This is a genomic window from Paenibacillus sp. FSL R7-0128 (genome assembly GCF_038002245.1).
GTDB lineage: Bacteria > Bacillota > Bacilli > Paenibacillales > Paenibacillaceae > Paenibacillus_AQ > Paenibacillus_AQ silagei.
This window is the reverse complement of sequence record NZ_JBBOCD010000002.1, coordinates 1-18,598: the sequence shown is the minus strand read 5'-3', so window position 1 is coordinate 18,598 and position 18,598 is coordinate 1. Positions and strand designations below refer to the sequence as shown.

The 18,598-nt window shown below is 53.1% G+C and carries 18 protein-coding genes and 1 other RNA gene; 18 read left to right on the top strand and 1 reads right to left on the bottom strand.

What is annotated here, in order from left to right:
- Positions 1-6: 6 nt before the first annotated feature.
- The 4 genes from NST26_RS33785 to argS all read left to right on the top strand — a co-directional run bounded on the left by NST26_RS33785 (position 7) and on the right by argS (position 3,623).
- Positions 7-675 carry a GNAT family N-acetyltransferase gene (locus NST26_RS33785; RefSeq protein ID WP_076084838.1) on the top strand — a complete coding sequence of 223 codons (669 nt, stop codon included), beginning with the start codon at positions 7-9 and terminating at the stop codon, positions 673-675.
- A 38-nt stretch (positions 676-713) separates the two neighbouring features.
- The gene (locus tag NST26_RS33780; RefSeq protein WP_340980906.1) at positions 714-1,382 is read left to right on the top strand and encodes a GNAT family N-acetyltransferase; all 669 of its coding nucleotides are present in this window, start codon (positions 714-716) and stop codon (positions 1,380-1,382) included.
- Positions 1,383-1,497: 115 nt separating this feature from the next.
- Positions 1,498-1,941 (top strand): DUF1934 domain-containing protein, encoded by a 444-nt coding sequence (locus tag NST26_RS33775; RefSeq protein WP_340980905.1) that lies wholly within the window; start codon positions 1,498-1,500, stop codon positions 1,939-1,941.
- Positions 1,938-3,623 carry an arginine--tRNA ligase gene (argS, locus tag NST26_RS33770; RefSeq protein ID WP_340980903.1) on the top strand — a complete coding sequence of 562 codons (1,686 nt, stop codon included), beginning with the start codon at positions 1,938-1,940 and terminating at the stop codon, positions 3,621-3,623. Before NST26_RS33775 ends, argS begins: the two co-directional genes overlap by 4 nt.
- A gap of 69 nt (positions 3,624-3,692) precedes the next feature.
- Here the strand turns inward: argS and NST26_RS33765 are convergent, their stop codons facing one another.
- Entirely contained in the window at positions 3,693-4,937 is a 1,245-nt protein-coding gene (locus NST26_RS33765; RefSeq protein ID WP_339252749.1) for a S8 family peptidase, read from the bottom strand.
- A 445-nt stretch (positions 4,938-5,382) separates the two neighbouring features.
- Here NST26_RS33765 and rpoE point away from each other — a divergent pair, with 445 nt between their 5' ends.
- The 14 genes from rpoE (at position 5,383) to NST26_RS33695 (ending at position 18,277) form a co-directional block, all read left to right on the top strand.
- Positions 5,383-5,946 carry a DNA-directed RNA polymerase subunit delta gene (gene rpoE / locus NST26_RS33760; protein WP_036724449.1) on the top strand — a complete coding sequence of 188 codons (564 nt, stop codon included), beginning with the start codon at positions 5,383-5,385 and terminating at the stop codon, positions 5,944-5,946.
- 342 nt (positions 5,947-6,288) lie between these two features.
- Complete coding sequence (locus NST26_RS33755) at positions 6,289-7,896, top strand: CTP synthase (RefSeq protein WP_036724451.1); 1,608 nt, start codon at positions 6,289-6,291, stop codon at positions 7,894-7,896.
- A 293-nt stretch (positions 7,897-8,189) separates the two neighbouring features.
- Complete coding sequence (locus NST26_RS33750) at positions 8,190-8,576, top strand: response regulator (RefSeq protein ID WP_036698896.1); 387 nt, start codon at positions 8,190-8,192, stop codon at positions 8,574-8,576.
- A 205-nt stretch (positions 8,577-8,781) separates the two neighbouring features.
- Positions 8,782-9,636 carry a class II fructose-1,6-bisphosphate aldolase gene (gene fba / locus NST26_RS33745; protein ID WP_036724454.1) on the top strand — a complete coding sequence of 285 codons (855 nt, stop codon included), beginning with the start codon at positions 8,782-8,784 and terminating at the stop codon, positions 9,634-9,636.
- 194 nt (positions 9,637-9,830) lie between these two features.
- The gene (locus NST26_RS33740; protein WP_036724455.1) at positions 9,831-11,084 is read left to right on the top strand and encodes a UDP-N-acetylglucosamine 1-carboxyvinyltransferase; all 1,254 of its coding nucleotides are present in this window, start codon (positions 9,831-9,833) and stop codon (positions 11,082-11,084) included.
- 146 nt (positions 11,085-11,230) lie between these two features.
- Complete coding sequence (gene rho / locus NST26_RS33735; protein ID WP_076162080.1) at positions 11,231-12,589, top strand: transcription termination factor Rho; 1,359 nt, start codon at positions 11,231-11,233, stop codon at positions 12,587-12,589.
- Positions 12,590-12,614: 25 nt separating this feature from the next.
- Positions 12,615-13,892, top strand: coding sequence for a radical SAM protein (locus tag NST26_RS33730; RefSeq protein ID WP_340956871.1), 1,278 nt, complete (start codon positions 12,615-12,617; stop codon positions 13,890-13,892).
- Between the two features lie 125 nt (positions 13,893-14,017).
- Entirely contained in the window at positions 14,018-14,215 is a 198-nt protein-coding gene (rpmE, locus tag NST26_RS33725) for a 50S ribosomal protein L31 (RefSeq protein WP_036724459.1), read from the top strand.
- Between the two features lie 47 nt (positions 14,216-14,262).
- Positions 14,263-14,531, top strand: an RNA gene (gene ffs / locus NST26_RS33720) — signal recognition particle sRNA large type.
- A 214-nt stretch (positions 14,532-14,745) separates the two neighbouring features.
- Complete coding sequence (gene dnaX / locus NST26_RS33715) at positions 14,746-16,515, top strand: DNA polymerase III subunit gamma/tau (protein WP_209879484.1); 1,770 nt, start codon at positions 14,746-14,748, stop codon at positions 16,513-16,515.
- Between the two features lie 49 nt (positions 16,516-16,564).
- Positions 16,565-16,876 (top strand): YbaB/EbfC family nucleoid-associated protein, encoded by a 312-nt coding sequence (locus tag NST26_RS33710; protein WP_036698884.1) that lies wholly within the window; start codon positions 16,565-16,567, stop codon positions 16,874-16,876.
- A gap of 36 nt (positions 16,877-16,912) precedes the next feature.
- Positions 16,913-17,512, top strand: a complete 600-nt coding sequence (gene recR, locus NST26_RS33705) for a recombination mediator RecR (protein ID WP_036698882.1) — start codon at positions 16,913-16,915, stop codon at positions 17,510-17,512.
- Positions 17,513-17,715: 203 nt separating this feature from the next.
- Positions 17,716-17,982, top strand: a complete 267-nt coding sequence (locus NST26_RS33700; RefSeq protein ID WP_076084853.1) for a DUF2508 family protein — start codon at positions 17,716-17,718, stop codon at positions 17,980-17,982.
- A gap of 28 nt (positions 17,983-18,010) precedes the next feature.
- Positions 18,011-18,277 carry a pro-sigmaK processing inhibitor BofA family protein gene (locus tag NST26_RS33695; protein WP_340956869.1) on the top strand — a complete coding sequence of 89 codons (267 nt, stop codon included), beginning with the start codon at positions 18,011-18,013 and terminating at the stop codon, positions 18,275-18,277.
- Positions 18,278-18,598: the final 321 nt, after the last annotated feature.

Sequence of the window (18,598 nt, the reverse complement as noted above, 5' to 3'; positions counted from 1 at the left end):
AAACGGATGTATTATAAGAAGTTCTACGCTCTGGACGGCAAGACGCCGGTGCCTGCGGTGATCCGTTCCTATACGGAAGCTGACTTCACCGAGCTGATCACGATTCAGTCCGAGGCGTTCCCGCCGCCTTATCCTGCGGAGCTGTGGTGGAACCGGGAGCAGCTGCTGAATCACGTGACACTTTTTCCGGAAGGGGCCTTATGTGTAGAGGTGGCCGGGGAGCTGGCCGGATCGGTTACCGGATTCCTGATGAATTTTGACCCGGAGGCGCAGGCGCATCATCATACGTGGTCAGAGGTTACGGCAGACGGTTATCTCACTACGCATCAGCCGGGCGGGAACACGCTGTATATCGCGGATTTGTGTGTCCGTCCCGGATACCGCAAGCTGGGTCTGGGCAAGGAGCTGGTCCAGTCGTTATACCATGTGGTCGTGGAACAGAAGCTGGAGCGGCTGCTGGGAGCGGGCCGGATGCCGGGCTATCACCGGGTGGCCGGGCAGATGACAGCGGAAGAGTATCTGGCCGGGGTTATCGCCGGAAGCTGGTCTGATCCGGTGATTACTTTTCTGCTGCGGTGCGGCCGGTCTCCCGTTCGTGTGGTCGCAGGTTATCTGGAGGACGAGGAATCAGGGAATTACGCAGCGCTGATGGAATGGCGGAATCCTTTTCAATAAATGAATACAGCCTATCACTTGGAGGAGATCCCTTGACTATGGATTATAGAAGAATTACAGATATTGCCGACCCGTTGTTCAGAGAGGTGCATCAGCTGCTGTCGGATGTATTTCCGCCCGAGGAAGTGCTGGAGTACAGCTTGTGGAAGGAGCCGCTTGCCGATCCGGGAATACGCGTGTTCGCTGCGGTGCATGAAGGGAAGGTTGTAGGCACTACGGAATACCGTTACTATGCCGACTGGAATGTAGCGATGACCGATTTCACCATCATTGGACGGGAAGGGCTGGGCATTGGCCGTTTTCTGGCGCGTCAACGCTTGAAGGACCTGGAGAAGCTGGCGGCTGAGAATCACACGGAGCTGCTGGGGATGTTCGCTGAGATCTATGATCCGTACCGTGTGGGATATGATTTTGGCGGAATTAAGCCGATGGACCCGTACGTCCGCCGTGAAGTTCTGTCGCATTTGGGCTATAAAAGAATAGATATTCCCTATGTCCACCCTTCCTGGCAGGGAGATGGCGAGGCCGTGTCCGGTCTGGACCTCTGCTTCATGCCCGGAGATGAGGAGCTGGAGAGCCTCGCGGCGCCGCTGGTGGCCGATTTCCTGACCCGTTATTACGCCGTGCTGGAGGGCAAGCCGGAAGCCTGGACATCGATGATCAGCCAGCTTCGCGGCAGGGAGAGAGTGGCGTTATTGCCGCTGTGAGGGCCAAGGCAGATGAAAAAGCGATTGAATTGCCCTCCTGATCTGGATATAGTGTACAATGGGAAAGCGAATATGACCTCTATGATTACAAGTACGAATAAGCGGGGAACATGTGATGACTGAAGGACCGCAAGGCAAATACGGCGTTTCGGTAACGCTGGAGAGTGTGCAGGGCACAGAGCGTAGTGTGGTACATGCTGCAGGAGAGGCTATTGCCAAGGGGCAGGCGCTGTACATCATTTATGAAGAGCAGCAGACCGCGCCCGAAGGCGCAGCAGTTGCGGTACGCAACACACTGAAGATTTCAGAGGGCAGAATCAAGCTGATCCGCCATGGCGCTGTCCAGTCGGAGCAGTCCTTTGAGCTGGGGCAACCGCTGCCCGGATTCTACCGCTCGCCTTATACACAGTTCAATCTCACCACAGACACGAAGACACTGGACATCAAGCGCGAAGGAAGATCGCTTGCCGTTTCATGGGAATATGATCTCTACGTATACGGGGAAATATCAGGACAGTTCGCTATAAGTTTGAATATACAGGAGGAACCACAATCATGACACAATCTTTAAATCCGCTCCAGCTTGCCCATGAACGGGTGAAGGAGGCCATCGCCGATGCGGTCGTAGCCGCAGGTCTGGTGTCCCGCGAAGAGCTGCCGGCCATTGTGCTGGAAGTACCGAAGGACAAGGCCCATGGAGATATGGCTACGAATGCTGCGATGCAGCTGACCAAGATAGCTAAGCGTAACCCCCGGCAGATCGCCGAGGCGATTATAGAGCATCTGGATACGGGCCGCGCTTCTATCGAGAAGGCGGAGATTGCCGGACCGGGCTTCATTAACTTCACTTTGTCCAAAAGCTATCTCTACCCCGTGATCGCACTTGTGGCCGAGCAGGGTGACGGTTATGGCCGTGTGAACATAGGCCAGCGCAAGCGTGTAGAAATGGAGTTCGTCAGCGCGAACCCTACCGGGAGCCTTCATCTGGGACATGCCCGCGGGGCTGCGGTCGGCGATGCCCTGTGCAACGTGCTGGATTATGCCGGCTACAACGTGACCCGGGAATACTACATTAATGATGCCGGCAACCAGGTCGCCAATCTGTGCAAATCCATCGAGACCCGGTACCTGCAGGAGCTGGGCCAGCCGGCCGAGATGCCGGAGGACGGTTATCATGGAGAGGACATCAAGGGCTTCGCCAAGGAGCTGGTGGCGGAGAAGGGCGATTCCCTGCTGGCTATGACACCGGGCGACCGGGCGGCATTCTTCCGTACCTACGGGCTTGCCAAGGAGCTGGACAAAATCAAACGCGACCTCAGCCGGTTCCGGGTTAACTTCGATATCTGGTTCAGTGAAACCTCCCTCTATGAGAACGGAGAAGTGCTGCGTTCACTGGATGAGCTCCGCGAGCGCGGAGAAGTCTATGAGAAGGAAGGCGCCACCTGGCTTGCGACCACCAAATACGGCGATGATAAAGACCGTGTGCTGATCAAGAACGATGGCACGTATACGTACCTCACACCGGATATCGCCTATCACAGCGACAAATACGGCCGCGGCTACGACACGATGATCAACATCTGGGGAGCCGACCACCACGGCTACATCCCACGGATGAAGGCGGCCATGGCGGCGCTCGGCAATGATCCCGAGAAGCTCGTAGTGCTGATCGCCCAGATGGTCAGCCTGTTCCAGGACGGCGAGAAGGTCAAGATGTCCAAGCGTACCGGCAAAGCCGTCACGATGGAAGACCTGATGGAGGAAGTCGGAATCGACGCAATCCGTTACTTCTTCACCATGCGCAGCATGGATTCGCATCTGGACTTTGACATGGATCTGGCGATTTCGACATCCAATGAGAACCCTGTATTCTATGTACAATACGCACATGCGCGGATTTGCAGCATATTCCGCCAAGCGGAGGAGCAGGGGATTGTAGTGCCGGATGCAGCCCAGATTGATTACAGCAAGCTGACTGCCGTACATGAATATGATCTGCTCCGCAAAATCGGTGAACTGCCTGCAGAGATTACCATTGCCGCCGAAGGCTATGCGCCGCACCGCCTGGTCCGTTATGTATACGACCTGGCTTCGCTGTTCCACAGCTACTACAAGGCAGAGCGCGTAATCACTGAGGATGCTGCTCAGACGGTAGCCCGCCTTGCCCTGCTGGGCGCTGCACGGACGGCCATTGCCAATGTCCTGCGGCTGGTTGGTGTTACCGCACCGGACCGGATGTAACTATACTTGGAAAGCGCCGCCCCTATTTTCTGGGGGCGGCGCTTTTTGATCTCATTATGCCACTGTACCTTACGCCTTTGCCGCCGCAGCGGCCTTCGCTCCGCTGCTGCTTCCGCCGCTGCCACCGGCTCCGCTGCCTGCGGCGCTAGCGGCGCTGCCGCTGCCGCGCCGGGCCCGGATGCCTACGCGCAGCAGCCGCAGCGCATCGGCCGCGCCGCCGCCCAGCGATGCGCGGCGCTGGCCCTTACGCAGCCGCACCGGCGAGGCGGTGCGGCGCAAGAGCAGCTTCAGCTCGCGGGGCGACAGCCCCGGCCGCAGCGCGAGCAGCAGGGCCGCGGCACCGGTGACATGCGAGGTCGCCATGGAGGTGCCGCTCATTTCCTTGTACCCCTCCCGCAGCCAGCAGGAGGGGATGCCCTCGCCCGGACCGTACACATCGATGTACGGTCCGCGGTTGCTGAAGGCTGCGACGCGCTGCCTTCTGTCAAGGGCGCCTACGGCAATCGTCTCCGGATAGCGCGCGGGGTAATCCCCGCCGCGCTTGCCGTCGTTGCCGGCGGAAGCGATGATGGCAATCCCGGCCCGGTAGGCCTTGATCACCACATCATGCAGAGCCTTGCTCCGGTTCCTCATCCCGAAGCTCATGTTAATGATATCGATTTTGTTCTGTACGCACCAATCGATGCCAAGGACAATATCCGACACATAAGCGGAGCCGTTGTGGTCGAAGGCCTTGACCGGATAGAGCAGCGCCCGGGGGGCTACGCCCATCATGTTGCGCGCGCCCCCGGCCGCCGCCAGGGTGCCGGCAATATGCGTGCCGTGGCCGTTGTCATCCAGCGGCATCATGCCGCGGTTCAGCAGGTTGACCCCGGAGGCCAGAGAATGCCGGAGATCGGGGTGGCGGAAATCGACGCCCGTATCGATGACGCCGATCTTCACATGGACGCCGGTCGATCTGGACCAGGCCTGCGGAGCACGGATGGCCCTGATCCCCCAGGGCATCAGGGCGGAACCGCTTTTGTCCGCCAGGGGCGAGTGAACCTTAATCCGGTGGTCTTCTTCTATACTGAGGGAATCTGCATAACGGTCCATCAGCCGCTCTGCTCCGGCGGCGGGCACGAAAAAAGCCCGGATCAGCGTAGAGACCTGAACCTGCCGCAGGCCAGGCTTTTTACTCTTCAGAGATTTCCACTGCGACAAGGCGCCGGCATACATGCGGGGGTCGTTGAAGGTCACAATGTGCCGTGGTGCACTTTTGGAGGCAGCCTTCATTTCTTCAAGCAGCATCTGCCAAAATCCGTAATAATCCATAGGTTACGCCGTCCCCTCCTCGGTGCCGTGCTGCCATATTGTATGAAAGGGGGATGGCGTCCGAATGGGAACTTGCCCTTTTTTAACGAAATAGGCTGCCCATCGTGTCAAAAGGCTGGAGTTTACATAAAATAAACAGAGGGAACCGCGAGGCGCCCTGCAACATCCCGTAAGGAGCCGATCCTTGGCGTGGATACAGTCATGCGCGGAGGGGTAACCCCTCCGCCTTTTTGGAATGAAAAGCCCGTCCATGCTCATCCCATTTATTGCCCTGTCCAGGCGGACAAGCCTTCTTCCAGCGGCAGGACCGCAGAATCTGTTTCCCTGATCTTGCTGCAATAGACTTGCAATTTACCCGCAAATAGGTTTTACTTAGTTTTGTTAATGGATATCATGAATGAAGCATGATTGAATGTGAACAATGCGTGAGAGGAAGTGTCCTTTAGTGAGTACGCCACTCAATTTAAAGCTGGACCCTGAGAAAGTAAAAGAAATGCCGATGGTAGACCTGGCCTTCCTGGTGCTTAAGGCAGCCAATACGCCTTACTACTACCGTGATCTGATGGTGGAGGTTGCCAAGCTGCGCGGGTTGACCGATCAAGAGAGCCAAGATACGATCGCCCAGCTATATACCGAGATTAATATTGACGGACGTTTTGCCTGTGTCGGAACCAACCTGTGGGGGTTGAAGCGCTGGTACCCGCTCGAACGCTCCGATGACCCTGTCGGCAACACCAAGCGTGTGCGGATTATCAACGACGAAGACGACGATCTGGAAGATGACGACTTCACTGATGAAGAAGAGAATTATGCTGCCGAGGAAGAGGATTTCGATGCGATTGACGAAGATCGCGACGACCTCTATTCTGACGACGACAGCGAAGAGGAAGTTGACGAAGATGTGGTCATCGATGAAGACGACATTGACGAAGACGAATCGGATGATGAAGATTCCGAAGACGGCGAAGAAGACGATGCCGACGATGAGGACGAGGAAGATAAATTTTAGAACAGTCTTTGCAGCGCGCAATTCCTCCCTTGACAGGGGCGGGACGCTCAGAGTAAACTATTGCATGGGCTTATAATGAAAGTTAATATTGTTTTCTAAAATAAAAAGTGCCCCGGGTCTACGGGTGTCACTTTTTTGTTTTTTTACAAGATAAGAAGGAATAGGCTTCGCTTAATTTGTATGCCAAGAAGCTGCGGTTTTCCGCGATTTCCAGGCTGCCGGCCTTGAATTTTGGCGGGTGGAAGCAACTTTCGGGTTCCCCGGTTGGATGATGGAAAAAAGGGATACGATAAGGGGCAAGCGTCCCCTGAATTTCTGGACTTTATTTAGGAGGGTTTTACAGTGACAAAGTATATTTTCGTAACGGGTGGCGTTGTGTCTTCCCTTGGCAAAGGCATTACCGCTGCTTCGCTGGGCAGACTGCTCAAGAACAGAGGGCTCAAGGTAACGATCCAGAAATTCGATCCTTACATTAACGTGGACCCGGGAACAATGAGTCCTTATCAGCACGGGGAAGTATTCGTGACCGATGACGGCGCGGAGACCGACCTCGACCTTGGGCATTACGAGCGGTTTATTGACATTAACCTGTCCAAGAACAGCAACGTAACCACAGGCAAAATCTATTCCTCGGTCATCAGCAAAGAACGCCGCGGGGAATACTTAGGGGGAACCGTACAGGTTATCCCGCATATTACGAACGAAATCAAGGAACGCGTCTTCCGTGCAGGCCGTGAGACCGGCTCCGATGTAGTGATTACCGAAATCGGCGGCACCGTGGGCGACATCGAGAGTCTACCGTTCATGGAAGCCATCCGTCAGATCAAGAGCGACATCGGCCGGGAGAATGTCATGTACATTCACGTAACCCTGATTCCTTATATCAAAGCAGCCGGAGAAGTGAAAACAAAGCCGACCCAGCACAGTGTCAAGGAGCTGCGCAGCATCGGGATTCAGCCCAATGTGATCGTATGCCGTACGGAATATCCGCTCACCGACGATATGAAAGCCAAGCTGGCTCTGTTCTGTGATATTGATGCGAACGCCGTTGTGGAATGCCGCGATGCCTCGACGCTCTATGAAGTGCCGCTGAATCTGCGCGACGAAGGTCTGGATGAGATCGTCGTCAATCATTTGAAGCTGACCACTCCTGCACCGGATATGCGCGAATGGGAGAGCATGCTGGAGCGGATTCAGAAGCTGGAGCGTACCGTTGAGATTGCCATCGTCGGCAAGTATGTGGCGCTGCACGATGCTTACCTGAGCGTGGTTGAATCCTTGTCCCATGCCGGGTTTGCCTCCAATGCCGAAGTGAAGCTCCGGTGGGTTGATGCAGAGCTGGTGACGGATGAGAATGTGGACGAGCTGCTGGGCGGCATCGGAGGTATTCTGGTTCCAGGCGGCTTCGGTGACCGGGGAATCGAAGGTAAGATTTCGGCCATCCGCTATGCGCGGGAGCAGTCCATTCCGTTCTTCGGCATTTGCCTGGGAATGCAGGTGTCTGTCATCGAGTACGGCCGTTCCATGCTGGGACTGGCAGGAGCGAACAGCTCCGAGATCGATCCTGCGACTCCGCATCCGCTGATTGACCTTTTGCCAGAGCAGAAGGATATCGAAGATATGGGCGGCACGATGCGCCTCGGCCTGTATCCTTGCAAGCTTTTGCCGGATTCCCTGGCTATGTCCTGCTATGACGATGAGCTGGTCTACGAACGTCACCGTCACCGGTATGAATTCAATAATGCGTACCGTGATGAGATGGAGAAGGCAGGTCTGGTTATTTCGGGAACCTCGCCTGACGGACGTCTGGTGGAGATTGTGGAGCTGCCGGGTCATCCGTGGTTCCTGTCCGTGCAGTTCCATCCGGAATTCACTTCCCGTCCGAATCGTCCGCAGCCGCTGTTCCGTGAATTTGTCAAAGCCTCGCTTACACATTCCGAGCAAATGTAACTATAGAATGAATAGGCCAGACAGGCCTGTGAGGAGCTCCCGGTACGGGGGCTTTCTTTTTGACAAAACACCCTTTGCACAATAGCTCCCGGAATGCAAGGGGACTGTATTCCCGCTTTTTCGCCGGAATTCCTCCTTTATATGGCATAGATTTACGCATTTTAGCCAATTAGCAGGATTTTGGCTGCAAAGCACGAATAATAGGTTTCGTATAGACTAAGTTGAAGCGGGGCCGTTAGCTGTTGAGAGGGCGCGGTATGGACAATCTGCCTTAAACTCTGGGAGGGTAACGTATGGAAAAGAAAAAAGTGTTAATCGTCGACGATCAGAATGGAATCCGGATTCTTCTCATGGAAGTATTCAATAGTGAAGGTTATGCCACCTTTCAGGCAGCTAACGGGAAATTGGCGCTGGACATTGTCAGGAACGAATCGCCGGATATGGTTTTGCTGGATATGAAAATTCCGGGGATGGACGGACTCGAGATTCTCAAGCATCTGAAGGAGCTTAATCCGGCGATCAAGGTCATTATGATGACGGCCTACGGAGAGCTGGACATGATTAAGGAAGCGACCAAACTGGGAGCCCTGATGCATTTTACCAAGCCGTTTGATATCGATGAGATGCGTGTTGCCGTCAATATGCACCTGCACAACAAATCAGTAGATCAATGCAGCTAGCTTAGAAATTATAGTTTGGGGACATCCTGTTATGGATACGCTAAAATGAGCAAATGGTCCGCCGGCAAAGGGTTGGCTGAATATCGTCCCACCGGGACATTTTTTTGTGTATCCTATTTAGTATTTAACACAGGATGTGCTATAATAGGCCTGTATGTGATGTCGGCTTATATAAGCAACCCAATATTTTAGGAGGATTGAAACCATGCCATTAGTATCTATGACAGACATGTTGACCAAAGCACTTGAAGGAAAATATGCAGTTGGCCAGTTCAACATCAATAACCTGGAGTGGACGCAAGCGATTCTTGGTGCAGCAGAAGAAGAGAAGTCACCGGTAATCCTTGGCGTATCCGAAGGCGCAGCTCGTCACATGGGCGGCTTTTACACAGTAGTTAAGATGGTTGAAGGTCTTATTCATGACATGAAAATCACCGTTCCTGTAGCCATCCACTTGGACCACGGTTCAAGCTTTGACAAATGTAAAGAAGCTATCGATGCCGGATTTACTTCCGTAATGATCGACGGCTCCCACCACCCGATTGATCATAACATTGAGATGACCAAGAAGGTTGTTGATTATGCTCACGCTAAAGGTGTTTCTGTAGAAGCAGAAGTTGGTACTGTAGGCGGACAGGAAGATGACGTTATCGGCGGCATCCAATACGCTGACCTTAACGAATGCGTACGCATTGTTAAAGAAACAGGCATCGACACTCTGGCTCCTGCACTGGGTTCCGTACACGGTCCTTACCTGGGCGAACCAAACCTTGGATTCAAGGAAATGGAAGAAATCCGCGATGCAGTTAACCTTCCGCTTGTACTTCACGGCGGTACTGGAATCCCGGTACATGACATTCAGAAATCCATCTCCCTGGGTACTTCCAAGATCAACGTTAACACTGAGAACCAAATCGCGTTCGCTAAGGTTGTCCGCGAAGTTCTTGCTGCTAAGCCGGATGCTTACGATCCGCGTACATTCATCGCACCGGGCCGCGATGCTATCAAGCAGACTGTTATCGGCAAAATCCGCGAATTCGGATCCAGCAACAAAGCCTAATTACCCTGCCGCATAACGTTTTTCCGCACAAGCTATTTCGTTTTCCTCAGAAACGGGTGCCGTCCTTCAGGTAAGGGCGGCGCAGCCGTTTCTTCTTCTAATCACCAATCACAAGCAGTCCTTATGTCACCTTAAGCCACAACTGGTATTGCCACAACAAGCTGCAATACACGTAGGGGGAACCAGATAAATTTATGGAAAAATTAATGATTGGCGGCGGACGTCCGCTAGAGGGCGTTGTTACCATCAGCGGAGCAAAGAATAGCGCCATTGCGCTTATTCCTGCAGCCATTTTGGCGGAGTCTGAAGTTGTGCTGGATAATTTGCCTGCGCTTAGTGATGTTGCCGTTTACTCCGAGATTCTGGAGGAGCTTGGCGCGAGCGTGTCATGGACAGGCAGCCAAATGAGAATTAATCCCTCCCGTATCGTATCCATTCCCATGCCTAACGGACCGGTGAAGAAGCTCCGGGCCTCTTATTATATGATGGGCGCACTTTTGGGCCGGTTTAAGGAAGCGACCATTGGATTACCCGGCGGCTGTAATTTTGAGCCCCGTCCGATTGACCAGCATATCAAAGGCTTTGAGGCGCTTGGTGCGACTGTTACCAATGACCATGGCTCGATTCACCTGTATGCCAAAGAACTGCGCGGTGCCAAGATCTATCTGGATGTATCCAGTGTCGGCGCCACTATTAACATTATGCTCGCGGCCTCCCGTGCCAAAGGCTCTACAATTATTGAAAATGCGGCTAAAGAGCCTGAGATTATAGATGTAGCTACCCTGCTCAACTCCATGGGCGCTGTTATTAAGGGCGCCGGTACCGAAACAATCCGGATTGAAGGCGTAGACGAAATGCACGGTTGCCGACATTCGATTATTCCTGACCGTATTCAGGCTGGAACTTACATGATTGCCGCAGCGGCTACGCGGGGCAATGTCTTAATTGATAACGTGATTCCCAAGCATCTGGAGGCGCTCACTGCCAAGCTGCTGGAAATGGGAGTTGACATAGAAGAACTGGATGAGAGTATCCGGGTGATCGGCAAGGCCAAGTACCAGCACGCGGATGTCAAGGCGCTGATCTATCCCGGTTTCGCGACCGATCTGCAATCTCCAATGACGAGCATGCTGACTCAGGCTGAAGGCGTTAGCGTCCTGAGCGATTTCGTCTACAGTAACCGGTTCAAGCATGTTCCTGAATTGGTCCGCATGGGCGCTAAGATTCGTGTAGAGGGACGTTCCGCTATCATTGAAGGGGGCCGGCTCAATGCAGCCAAGGTGAAGGCTGCCGACCTCCGTGCAGGCGCAGCGCTGGTGATTGCCGGTCTTACTGTTGAAGAAGGTATCACCGAAGTGACAGGTGTAGAGTATATTGACCGCGGTTATGACAACCTCGTAAGTAATCTTCGCAGTCTGGGAGCCGATGTCTGGCGCGAGAACGAATAATGAGAATACCCGGATTGGCAAGGGCAGAAATTGGCTGCTTAAATGCATATCTCCTTCCAATTCGGGTAATCCTATCCTAATAAGCATTTTCATAGACTCATAGTTTAGAACTCATCATACACAAATTGAATAGGTGGTTATAGCACATGGATCTTCAAATTTCCGATCTGGAAGAAATGAAGCTTACCGATCTGTATAAGCTCGCCAAGAAATACCAGATTCCTTATTACGGAACGCTTAAGAAGCGGGAGTTAATCTTCGCTATTCTTAGAGCACAGGCAGAGCAGAGCGGTCTAATGTTTATGGAAGGCGTGCTTGAGATTCTGCCGGAAGGCTATGGCTTCCTTCGGCCGATTAACTACTTGCCGAGTGCGGAGGATATCTATATCTCTGCATCGCAGATCCGCAAGTTCGACCTTAGAAGCGGTGACCTGGTCTCCGGGAAATGCCGGACGCCGAAGGAGAACGAACGCTATTTCGGACTCTTGCAGGTGAATGCCGTCAACGGCGAGAACCCGGCAACTGCAGCTGAACGGTTACATTTTCCGGCGCTTACGCCGCTTTATCCGCAAGATAAGCTGCCGCTCGAAACATCCCCAACTCATTTATCGACCCGTATCATGGATTTGCTTGCTCCTGTAGGTCTGGGGCAGCGCGGTTTGATTGTAGCACCTCCCAAAGCAGGGAAGACGCTCCTCCTCAAAGAAATTGCCAACAGTATCTCTACGAACAATCCCGAGATTGCACTGTTTGTTCTGCTGATCGATGAACGTCCCGAGGAAGTAACGGATATGCAGCGTTCGGTAAAAGGTGAGGTAGTGGCTTCGACATTTGATGAGCTGCCGGAGAATCATATTAAAGTGGCAGAGCTTGTGCTTCAGCGCGCGCTGCGTCTGGTAGAGCACAAGAAGGATGTCGTTATTCTGCTGGATAGCATTACCCGTCTTGCCCGTGCCTACAATCTCGTAGTTCCGCCATCCGGCCGGACACTTAGCGGAGGGATTGATCCTGCCGCGTTCCATCGGCCTAAGCGTTTCTTCGGTTCCGCACGTAACGTGGAGGAGGGCGGCAGCTTAACTATTCTTGCCACCGCACTGATTGATACCGGCTCACGGATGGATGATATTATTTATGAGGAATTCAAGGGTACAGGGAACATGGAGCTCCATCTGGACCGTAAGCTGGCTGAACGCCGGATCTTCCCGGCAATTGATATCCGCCGTTCGGGTACGCGCCGTGAAGAAGTATTGCTTAGCAAGGAAGAGCTGGATACCATCTGGTCGATCCGTAAAAATATGAATGAATCCTATGACTTCGTAGAAGGATTCCTGAAGAAGCTGCGTGACAGCAAGACGAATGCGGAGTTCCTGGCCTCCTTCGATGTGGCTGGAGGCAAGGATTCCTCGTCAGCAAGCGGTACGGCCAGCAAAGGCGGTACCTCGAACAGCGGCTCGTCCGCCCGCCGCACCACGCGTCCCAAGGCGCCTTCTGTGCCGACTACCTGAGAATAGATAACAAGAGGAGAATAACATGTATTTGGTATATGCCGACGAACAAGGAAACGTATATGATCATCCCGAGCTGTATGCCCTGGCCCGCAGTGGCGATATGATCGTTGAGATACTGGAGGAAGAGCTGGTTCCGCTGCCTGAGGGGGCCACGCTGGTCGGGCTCCCGAGCACCCGGGCGATTGGGATGAATCCGGAGACCGGCGAGATGCTGCCCCTGCCGGCAGGTTCGCAGGCTGTTGGAGCCTTGCTGCCGCAGGGATACACCCGTCTGTGCCTTCCCGGTTACGTCAAGACAGACAAGACCTACAAGCTTCCGCTCTTCGGATATTCCGCTGTAGTATGGAAGGACGGCGGATTCTATGTGGCGGCTGATCTTACGGATGATCCGGAGCAGTGGAACCCGCTTAACTGCGACCGGGACGATGTGAGGACTGGTGTGGGCGAACTGACTGCCAAATACCCGGAGAACCGTCTGTATAATCACTTGTCCAACTGCGCGCTGGAATATGAATGCTTAACCTCGTCCAATACCTTCCTCGGCCGCTGGGAAGGCGCTGTTCCGGTCTCATACTCCTGCAACGCCGGCTGCTTCGGTTGTATCTCTGAACAGCCCGATGACAGCGGGTTTGTGTCCCCGCAGACACGGATGAGCTTCCGTCCGGCAGTGAACGAAGTATCGCAAGTGATGCTGGAGCACCTGAAGACGCCGGAATCCATTGTCAGCTTTGGACAGGGCTGTGAAGGTGAGCCTTCTACGCAGGCGAAGCTGATTATTGAATCTATCCGTGAAGTCCGGTCCATTACGGATATGGGCTATATCAATATTAACACCAATGCCGGCTTAAGCGATCATATCCGCGGCATTGTCGATGCCGGTCTTGATCTGATGCGGGTTAGTACCATCAGTGCGCTGGATGACCATTATAACGCCTATTACAAGCCTCGCGGGTATACGCTGGCTAACGTGGAGAAGTCGCTGAAGTACGCTGCCTCACAAGGCGTATACACCTCCATTAACTATTTGATTTTCCCGGGGGTTACAGACCGTGAGGAAGAGATTGAAGCGATGGTGGAGTTCGTCAGACGTACAGATCTTAAGCTCATTCAGATGCGTAATCTCAATATTGACCCGGAGAGCTATCTGGAGCTTATTCCCCCTGCACGGGGTGAGATCCTTGGAATGAAGACCATGCTGGAGATCTTCCGTGAGGAGCTCCCGGAGGTTGTGATTGGTTCCTTTACCCATGTCCCCCCTGCTGAGCTGGCCCGTGCCAAGCAGCGCAGAGTGCAGCTTTAGGCCTTAGGTTTTTAAGAACGGCTGGCCTATTGCAGGGCCTGGGCCTTGCATGCTAGAATGTAGCTTGCGTAATCATATAACTCTAGGCCCGCATGAGGCTTAGGGCGTGAGAGGTGAGATTTCATATGCAAACAACCATTCAACCCAAGTACAATGTAACGAAGGTAACCTGCGCTTGCGGCAACACGTTTGAAGCCGGCTCGACAGTACAGGAGCTTCGCGTCGAAATTTGCTCAAGCTGTCACCCGTTCTTCACCGGTAAGCAGAAGTTCCTGGATGCCGGCGGCCGTGTGGACAGATTCAAGAAGAAATACGGTGTCTAATATTGCATAGTTGATTTTTGCCTGTCCGTAAGCTATACTTATCTTCGCCGTGCTAGACGGGGAGGTAGCGGTGCCCTGTAACTCGCAATCCGCTGTAGCGAGGTTGAATTCCTGTTAGAGGTGCTGTCGATGTGAGGCCTTGGTTCCTATGGGCTGTGTTGACGGTTGGGTCCTCCGCAATGAGTGCTTGTGAACCTGGTCAGGTCCGGAAGGAAGCAGCCATAAGCGAGTTTGCTCTTGTGCCGGAGGGTGGCCTAGCCCGAGCAGTTTTGTAGGGTTACCGCTTGGATCGCAGCCATCAATAACAGGTGCACGGTTTAAATAAGGATGATGATAGCGTCTTTGCTACAAGCAAAGATGCTTTTTGTTTTTCTAGGTATCCTAGGTAATAAGATATTATTCCCGCTCTGACAAATATCCTTACCTTTCGGACGGTGAGCCGCTTCTGCTTGGTCAAAGACTTGGGAATATAGTATAATAAATTAGCGACAAATGCCGGAAAGCGGCAGCCTGAGAGAGGGTAATGCATAGTGGAACATATCGCGCTGTACCGTGCCTGGCGGCCGCAGTCGTTTCAAGATATGGTAGGGCAGCAGCATATTATCCAGACGCTGCAGAATGCGATCCGTGAACAGCGGGTTTCGCATGCCTATCTGTTCAGCGGACCGCGGGGGACCGGTAAGACGAGTGCGGCCAAGGTATTGGCCAAGGCAGTCAATTGCGAGCGGGGCCCGGGTCCTGAGCCCTGCAATGAGTGTCCGTCCTGCCTGCGGATTACGGCAGGCAACATCATGGACGTTCAGGAGATCGATGCGGCATCCAACCGGGGCGTTGAAGAGATTCGCGATCTGCGGGATAAGGTGAAATATGCACCTACCGAAGTACGCCGTAAAGTGTATATTATTGATGAAGTGCATATGCTGACAACAGAGGCATTCAATGCTCTGCTGAAGACGCTTGAAGAGCCTCCGCAGCATGTGATGTTTATACTGGCGACTACCGAACCGCACAAGCTGCCGGCTACGATTATCTCGCGTTGCCAGCGGTTTGACTTCCGCCGGGTCTCACTGGAGGAACAGACGGGCCGCCTGACCGAGATTTGCCAGAAGGAAGGCATTACAGCAGATGCAGATGCGCTCCAGTATATCGCCCGCCTGTCTGACGGGGGAATGCGGGATGCGCTCAGCATCCTGGATCAGATCTCATCCTTTACAGATGGGAATGTGACCTATCAGCAGGTGCTGGGAATGACCGGGGGCATCCCCTCCGAGCAGTTCGCGCGTCTGGCGAATGCTATTCTTGAGAGTGACATGGGGCAGCTGCTGGAGCTTGTGGAGCAGATGATGCATGAGGGTAAGAGCGCAGATAAGTGCCTGGAGAATCTTCTGTATTATTTCCGCGATTTACTGATGATCAAGATGGTGCCTGGAGCGGATCAGCTAACGGACCGCGTGCTGAATCCGGCAGATTTCCGCGATATGGCTAAGGCCTTTACCCGCGACCGCTTATTCCTGATTGTGGAGACGCTGAGCCGTTATCTGGGAGAGATGAAGTATGCTACACATCCGCAGACCATATTCGAGGTAGCGCTGATGAAGCTGTGCAGCGGTCCGCAGGATGCTGCTGCTCCCTCTGTAGGCGATCCGGCAGTGAATGCAGCCGCACCTGCAGCTGCAAATGGTTCTCCGCAGGTACAGTCCGTTGAGCTGGATCAGCTCAGAGCGCAGATTGCCGCGCTGGAGAAGAAGCTGGAGCAGGCTATTCAAGCCGGCGGAGTTGCCGGCGGCGGGCGTGAGCAGGCAGCGCAGCGTACTGCCCCGCCAAGCGCTCCGCGCGTATCCTCGGCCTCTAAGCTTCCCCCGCAGCTGGATAAGTTTATTGCGGGTAAGGACAGTCCTGATTTTAGCGCGGTCTATAAGCAGTGGAGTCTTGTTCTTCAGGGTGTGAAGGAAGAGAAGGTCACGGTACATGCGTGGTTTGTGGACGGTGAGCCGGTGGCGGTGATGGAAGATGCCGTGCTGGTTGCTTTTAAGAATACCATTCACCGGGATACTACCGAGAAGCCTGCGAACCGGCAGGTCATCGAGAACGTAATGAATGCCAAGCTGGGTAAGCCATTCCGGCTGGTAACTATGATGATGCGTGACTGGAATGAAGCTGCGACGAAATCTGCGGCTTCGGCCGGAACAGAGGAGCTGCGTCTGGAGCATGAGCACGAGAGCGGCGAAGGCAAGTCCGAACCATGGATTGATGAGGCGATCCAGCTCTTTGGAGAAGACCTTGTTGTCATAAAAGAATAAGGATTCAGCTATCAGCGCGAAGATGCGCATCCCAAAGGAGAGATGATCTATGAATAATATGAACCAAATGATGAAGCAGGTTAAAAAAATGCAGGAGCAGATGCTCAAAGCCCAGGAAGAGCTGGGCAGTAAGACGATTGAAGGTTCATCCGGCGGCGGCGTGGTTACCGTTCAGGTGAACGGACACAAGAAATTGCTGTCCATTCAGATCAAACCGGAGGTTGTAGATCCGGAGGATATCGAAATGCTGCAGGATCTGGTGATCACTGCTGTTAATGATGCTCTTACCCAGGCAGAAGAGTTGGCGAACAACGATATGGGTAAATTCACAGGCGGAATGAAGATTCCTGGCTTGTTCTAGGCTTACTCCACTCCCTGCCAAAGGAGAACCGATACTTTGTATTATCCAGAACCGCTAGCCAAGCTAATAGAAGCTTTTACACGTTTGCCCGGGATTGGCCCGAAGACAGCTGCCCGGCTGGCCTTTCATGTGTTGAACATGAAGGAGGACGAGGTGATTGATTTCGCCAAAGCCCTGGTCAGCGTCAAGCGTAATCTTCATTATTGCTCGGTCTGCTGCAACATAACGGATACCGACCCGTGCCGGATCTGCCAGGACAAAACCCGCGATGCTTCGGTAATCTGTGTGGTTCAGGACTCGAAGGATCTGGTGGCTATCGAACGAACCAAGGAATTTGACGGCTATTATCATGTGCTCCAGGGTGCAATTTCGCCGATGGAAGGCATAGGGCCGGATGATATAAGGCTGAAGGAGCTGCTGACCAGACTCAGCGATGAGCGGGTGAAGGAGCTGATTATGGCTACCAACCCCAACATTGAAGGGGAAGCCACTGCCATGTATATCTCGCGTCTTGTCCGTCCCTTTGAGATCAAGATCACCAGGATAGCCCATGGCTTGCCTGTAGGCGGCGATCTTGAGTATGCGGACGAGGTAACCCTGTCGAAGGCGCTGGAAGGCCGTCGTGAGCTGTTCTGAGTGTTGTGCTGTTGTATTATAAGTGTAGGGAGCCCTCGGGCTCCTTTTTTGATTTTCGGAAGAAGCGCTCATATTCTGCTAAAAGTTCTGCTAAGCCCCTTCTCCCGGTTCTAAGTTTGTCCCTATTCCGATATGTATGAGATTAACGGGTGTGAATCACCGGTTGTATCTGCAGTTATTCATATATCTTAGGAGGGATTGCAATGGGTTGGTGGAGTACCAAGTGGTTGAGCGGGAATACGGATAAGGAAAAGGCAGTGCAGACGGAAGAGGAATGGGGGACAGTATACCAGGAGGTACGTAAAGCGCAGTCTGAATGGGAGCGGGCTTACCTGATGTTTGATGAGGCGCTAGGCCAGGATCAGATTGACTATGCAATCTATATCCTGGAGGCGGCTGAGCGCAAATATCAGATACACCTTAAGGATGCCAAGCGGCTGGGGCTTAACCGGAGCCAGCTGCAAGTATGAACAGAATGAGTCAGCGAGGAGGAGAACAATGCTAAGAACTGTTGCGATGGGTGTGCTGATTATATCTACAGCGCTGCTGGTCCTGATTGTATTCAGGAAAAGACTGGGCTGGGCTTGGTTGAGTGTATTTGGAACCCATCTTATATTGGCGGCGCTCGGGATTTATATCGTTAATTTCTCAGGAGTTGTAAGCGATCTGCACATTCCGCTTAACCCTACAACCATAGGTGCTGTAACCATTCTTGGGCTGCCGGGAGTGGCGCTGTTATTGGGATTAAAATTAACTTTGTTTTAGAGGTTGACGAAGGCTCCTGATTCATGATACATTAAGTCTCGGCCCTTTGGACAGGAGATCTTCGGATCACTTGCTGGAAGCTAAAGCGAAAAAAGAAATTAAAAAAACGCTTGACTGAAACAAGGGTGCTGTGATATATTATAAAGGTCGCTGCTGAGACAAACATCAACGACAAAAGATGAGACATTGATCTTTGAAAACTGAACAACGAGTGAGTGGGAAATCACTTCGGTGAGATCCAAATTAGAGAATATAACAATTCTCGTCAGATGTTTCAAAATGAGCAATCGCTCTTTCTAAATACCAATTTGGAGAGTTTGA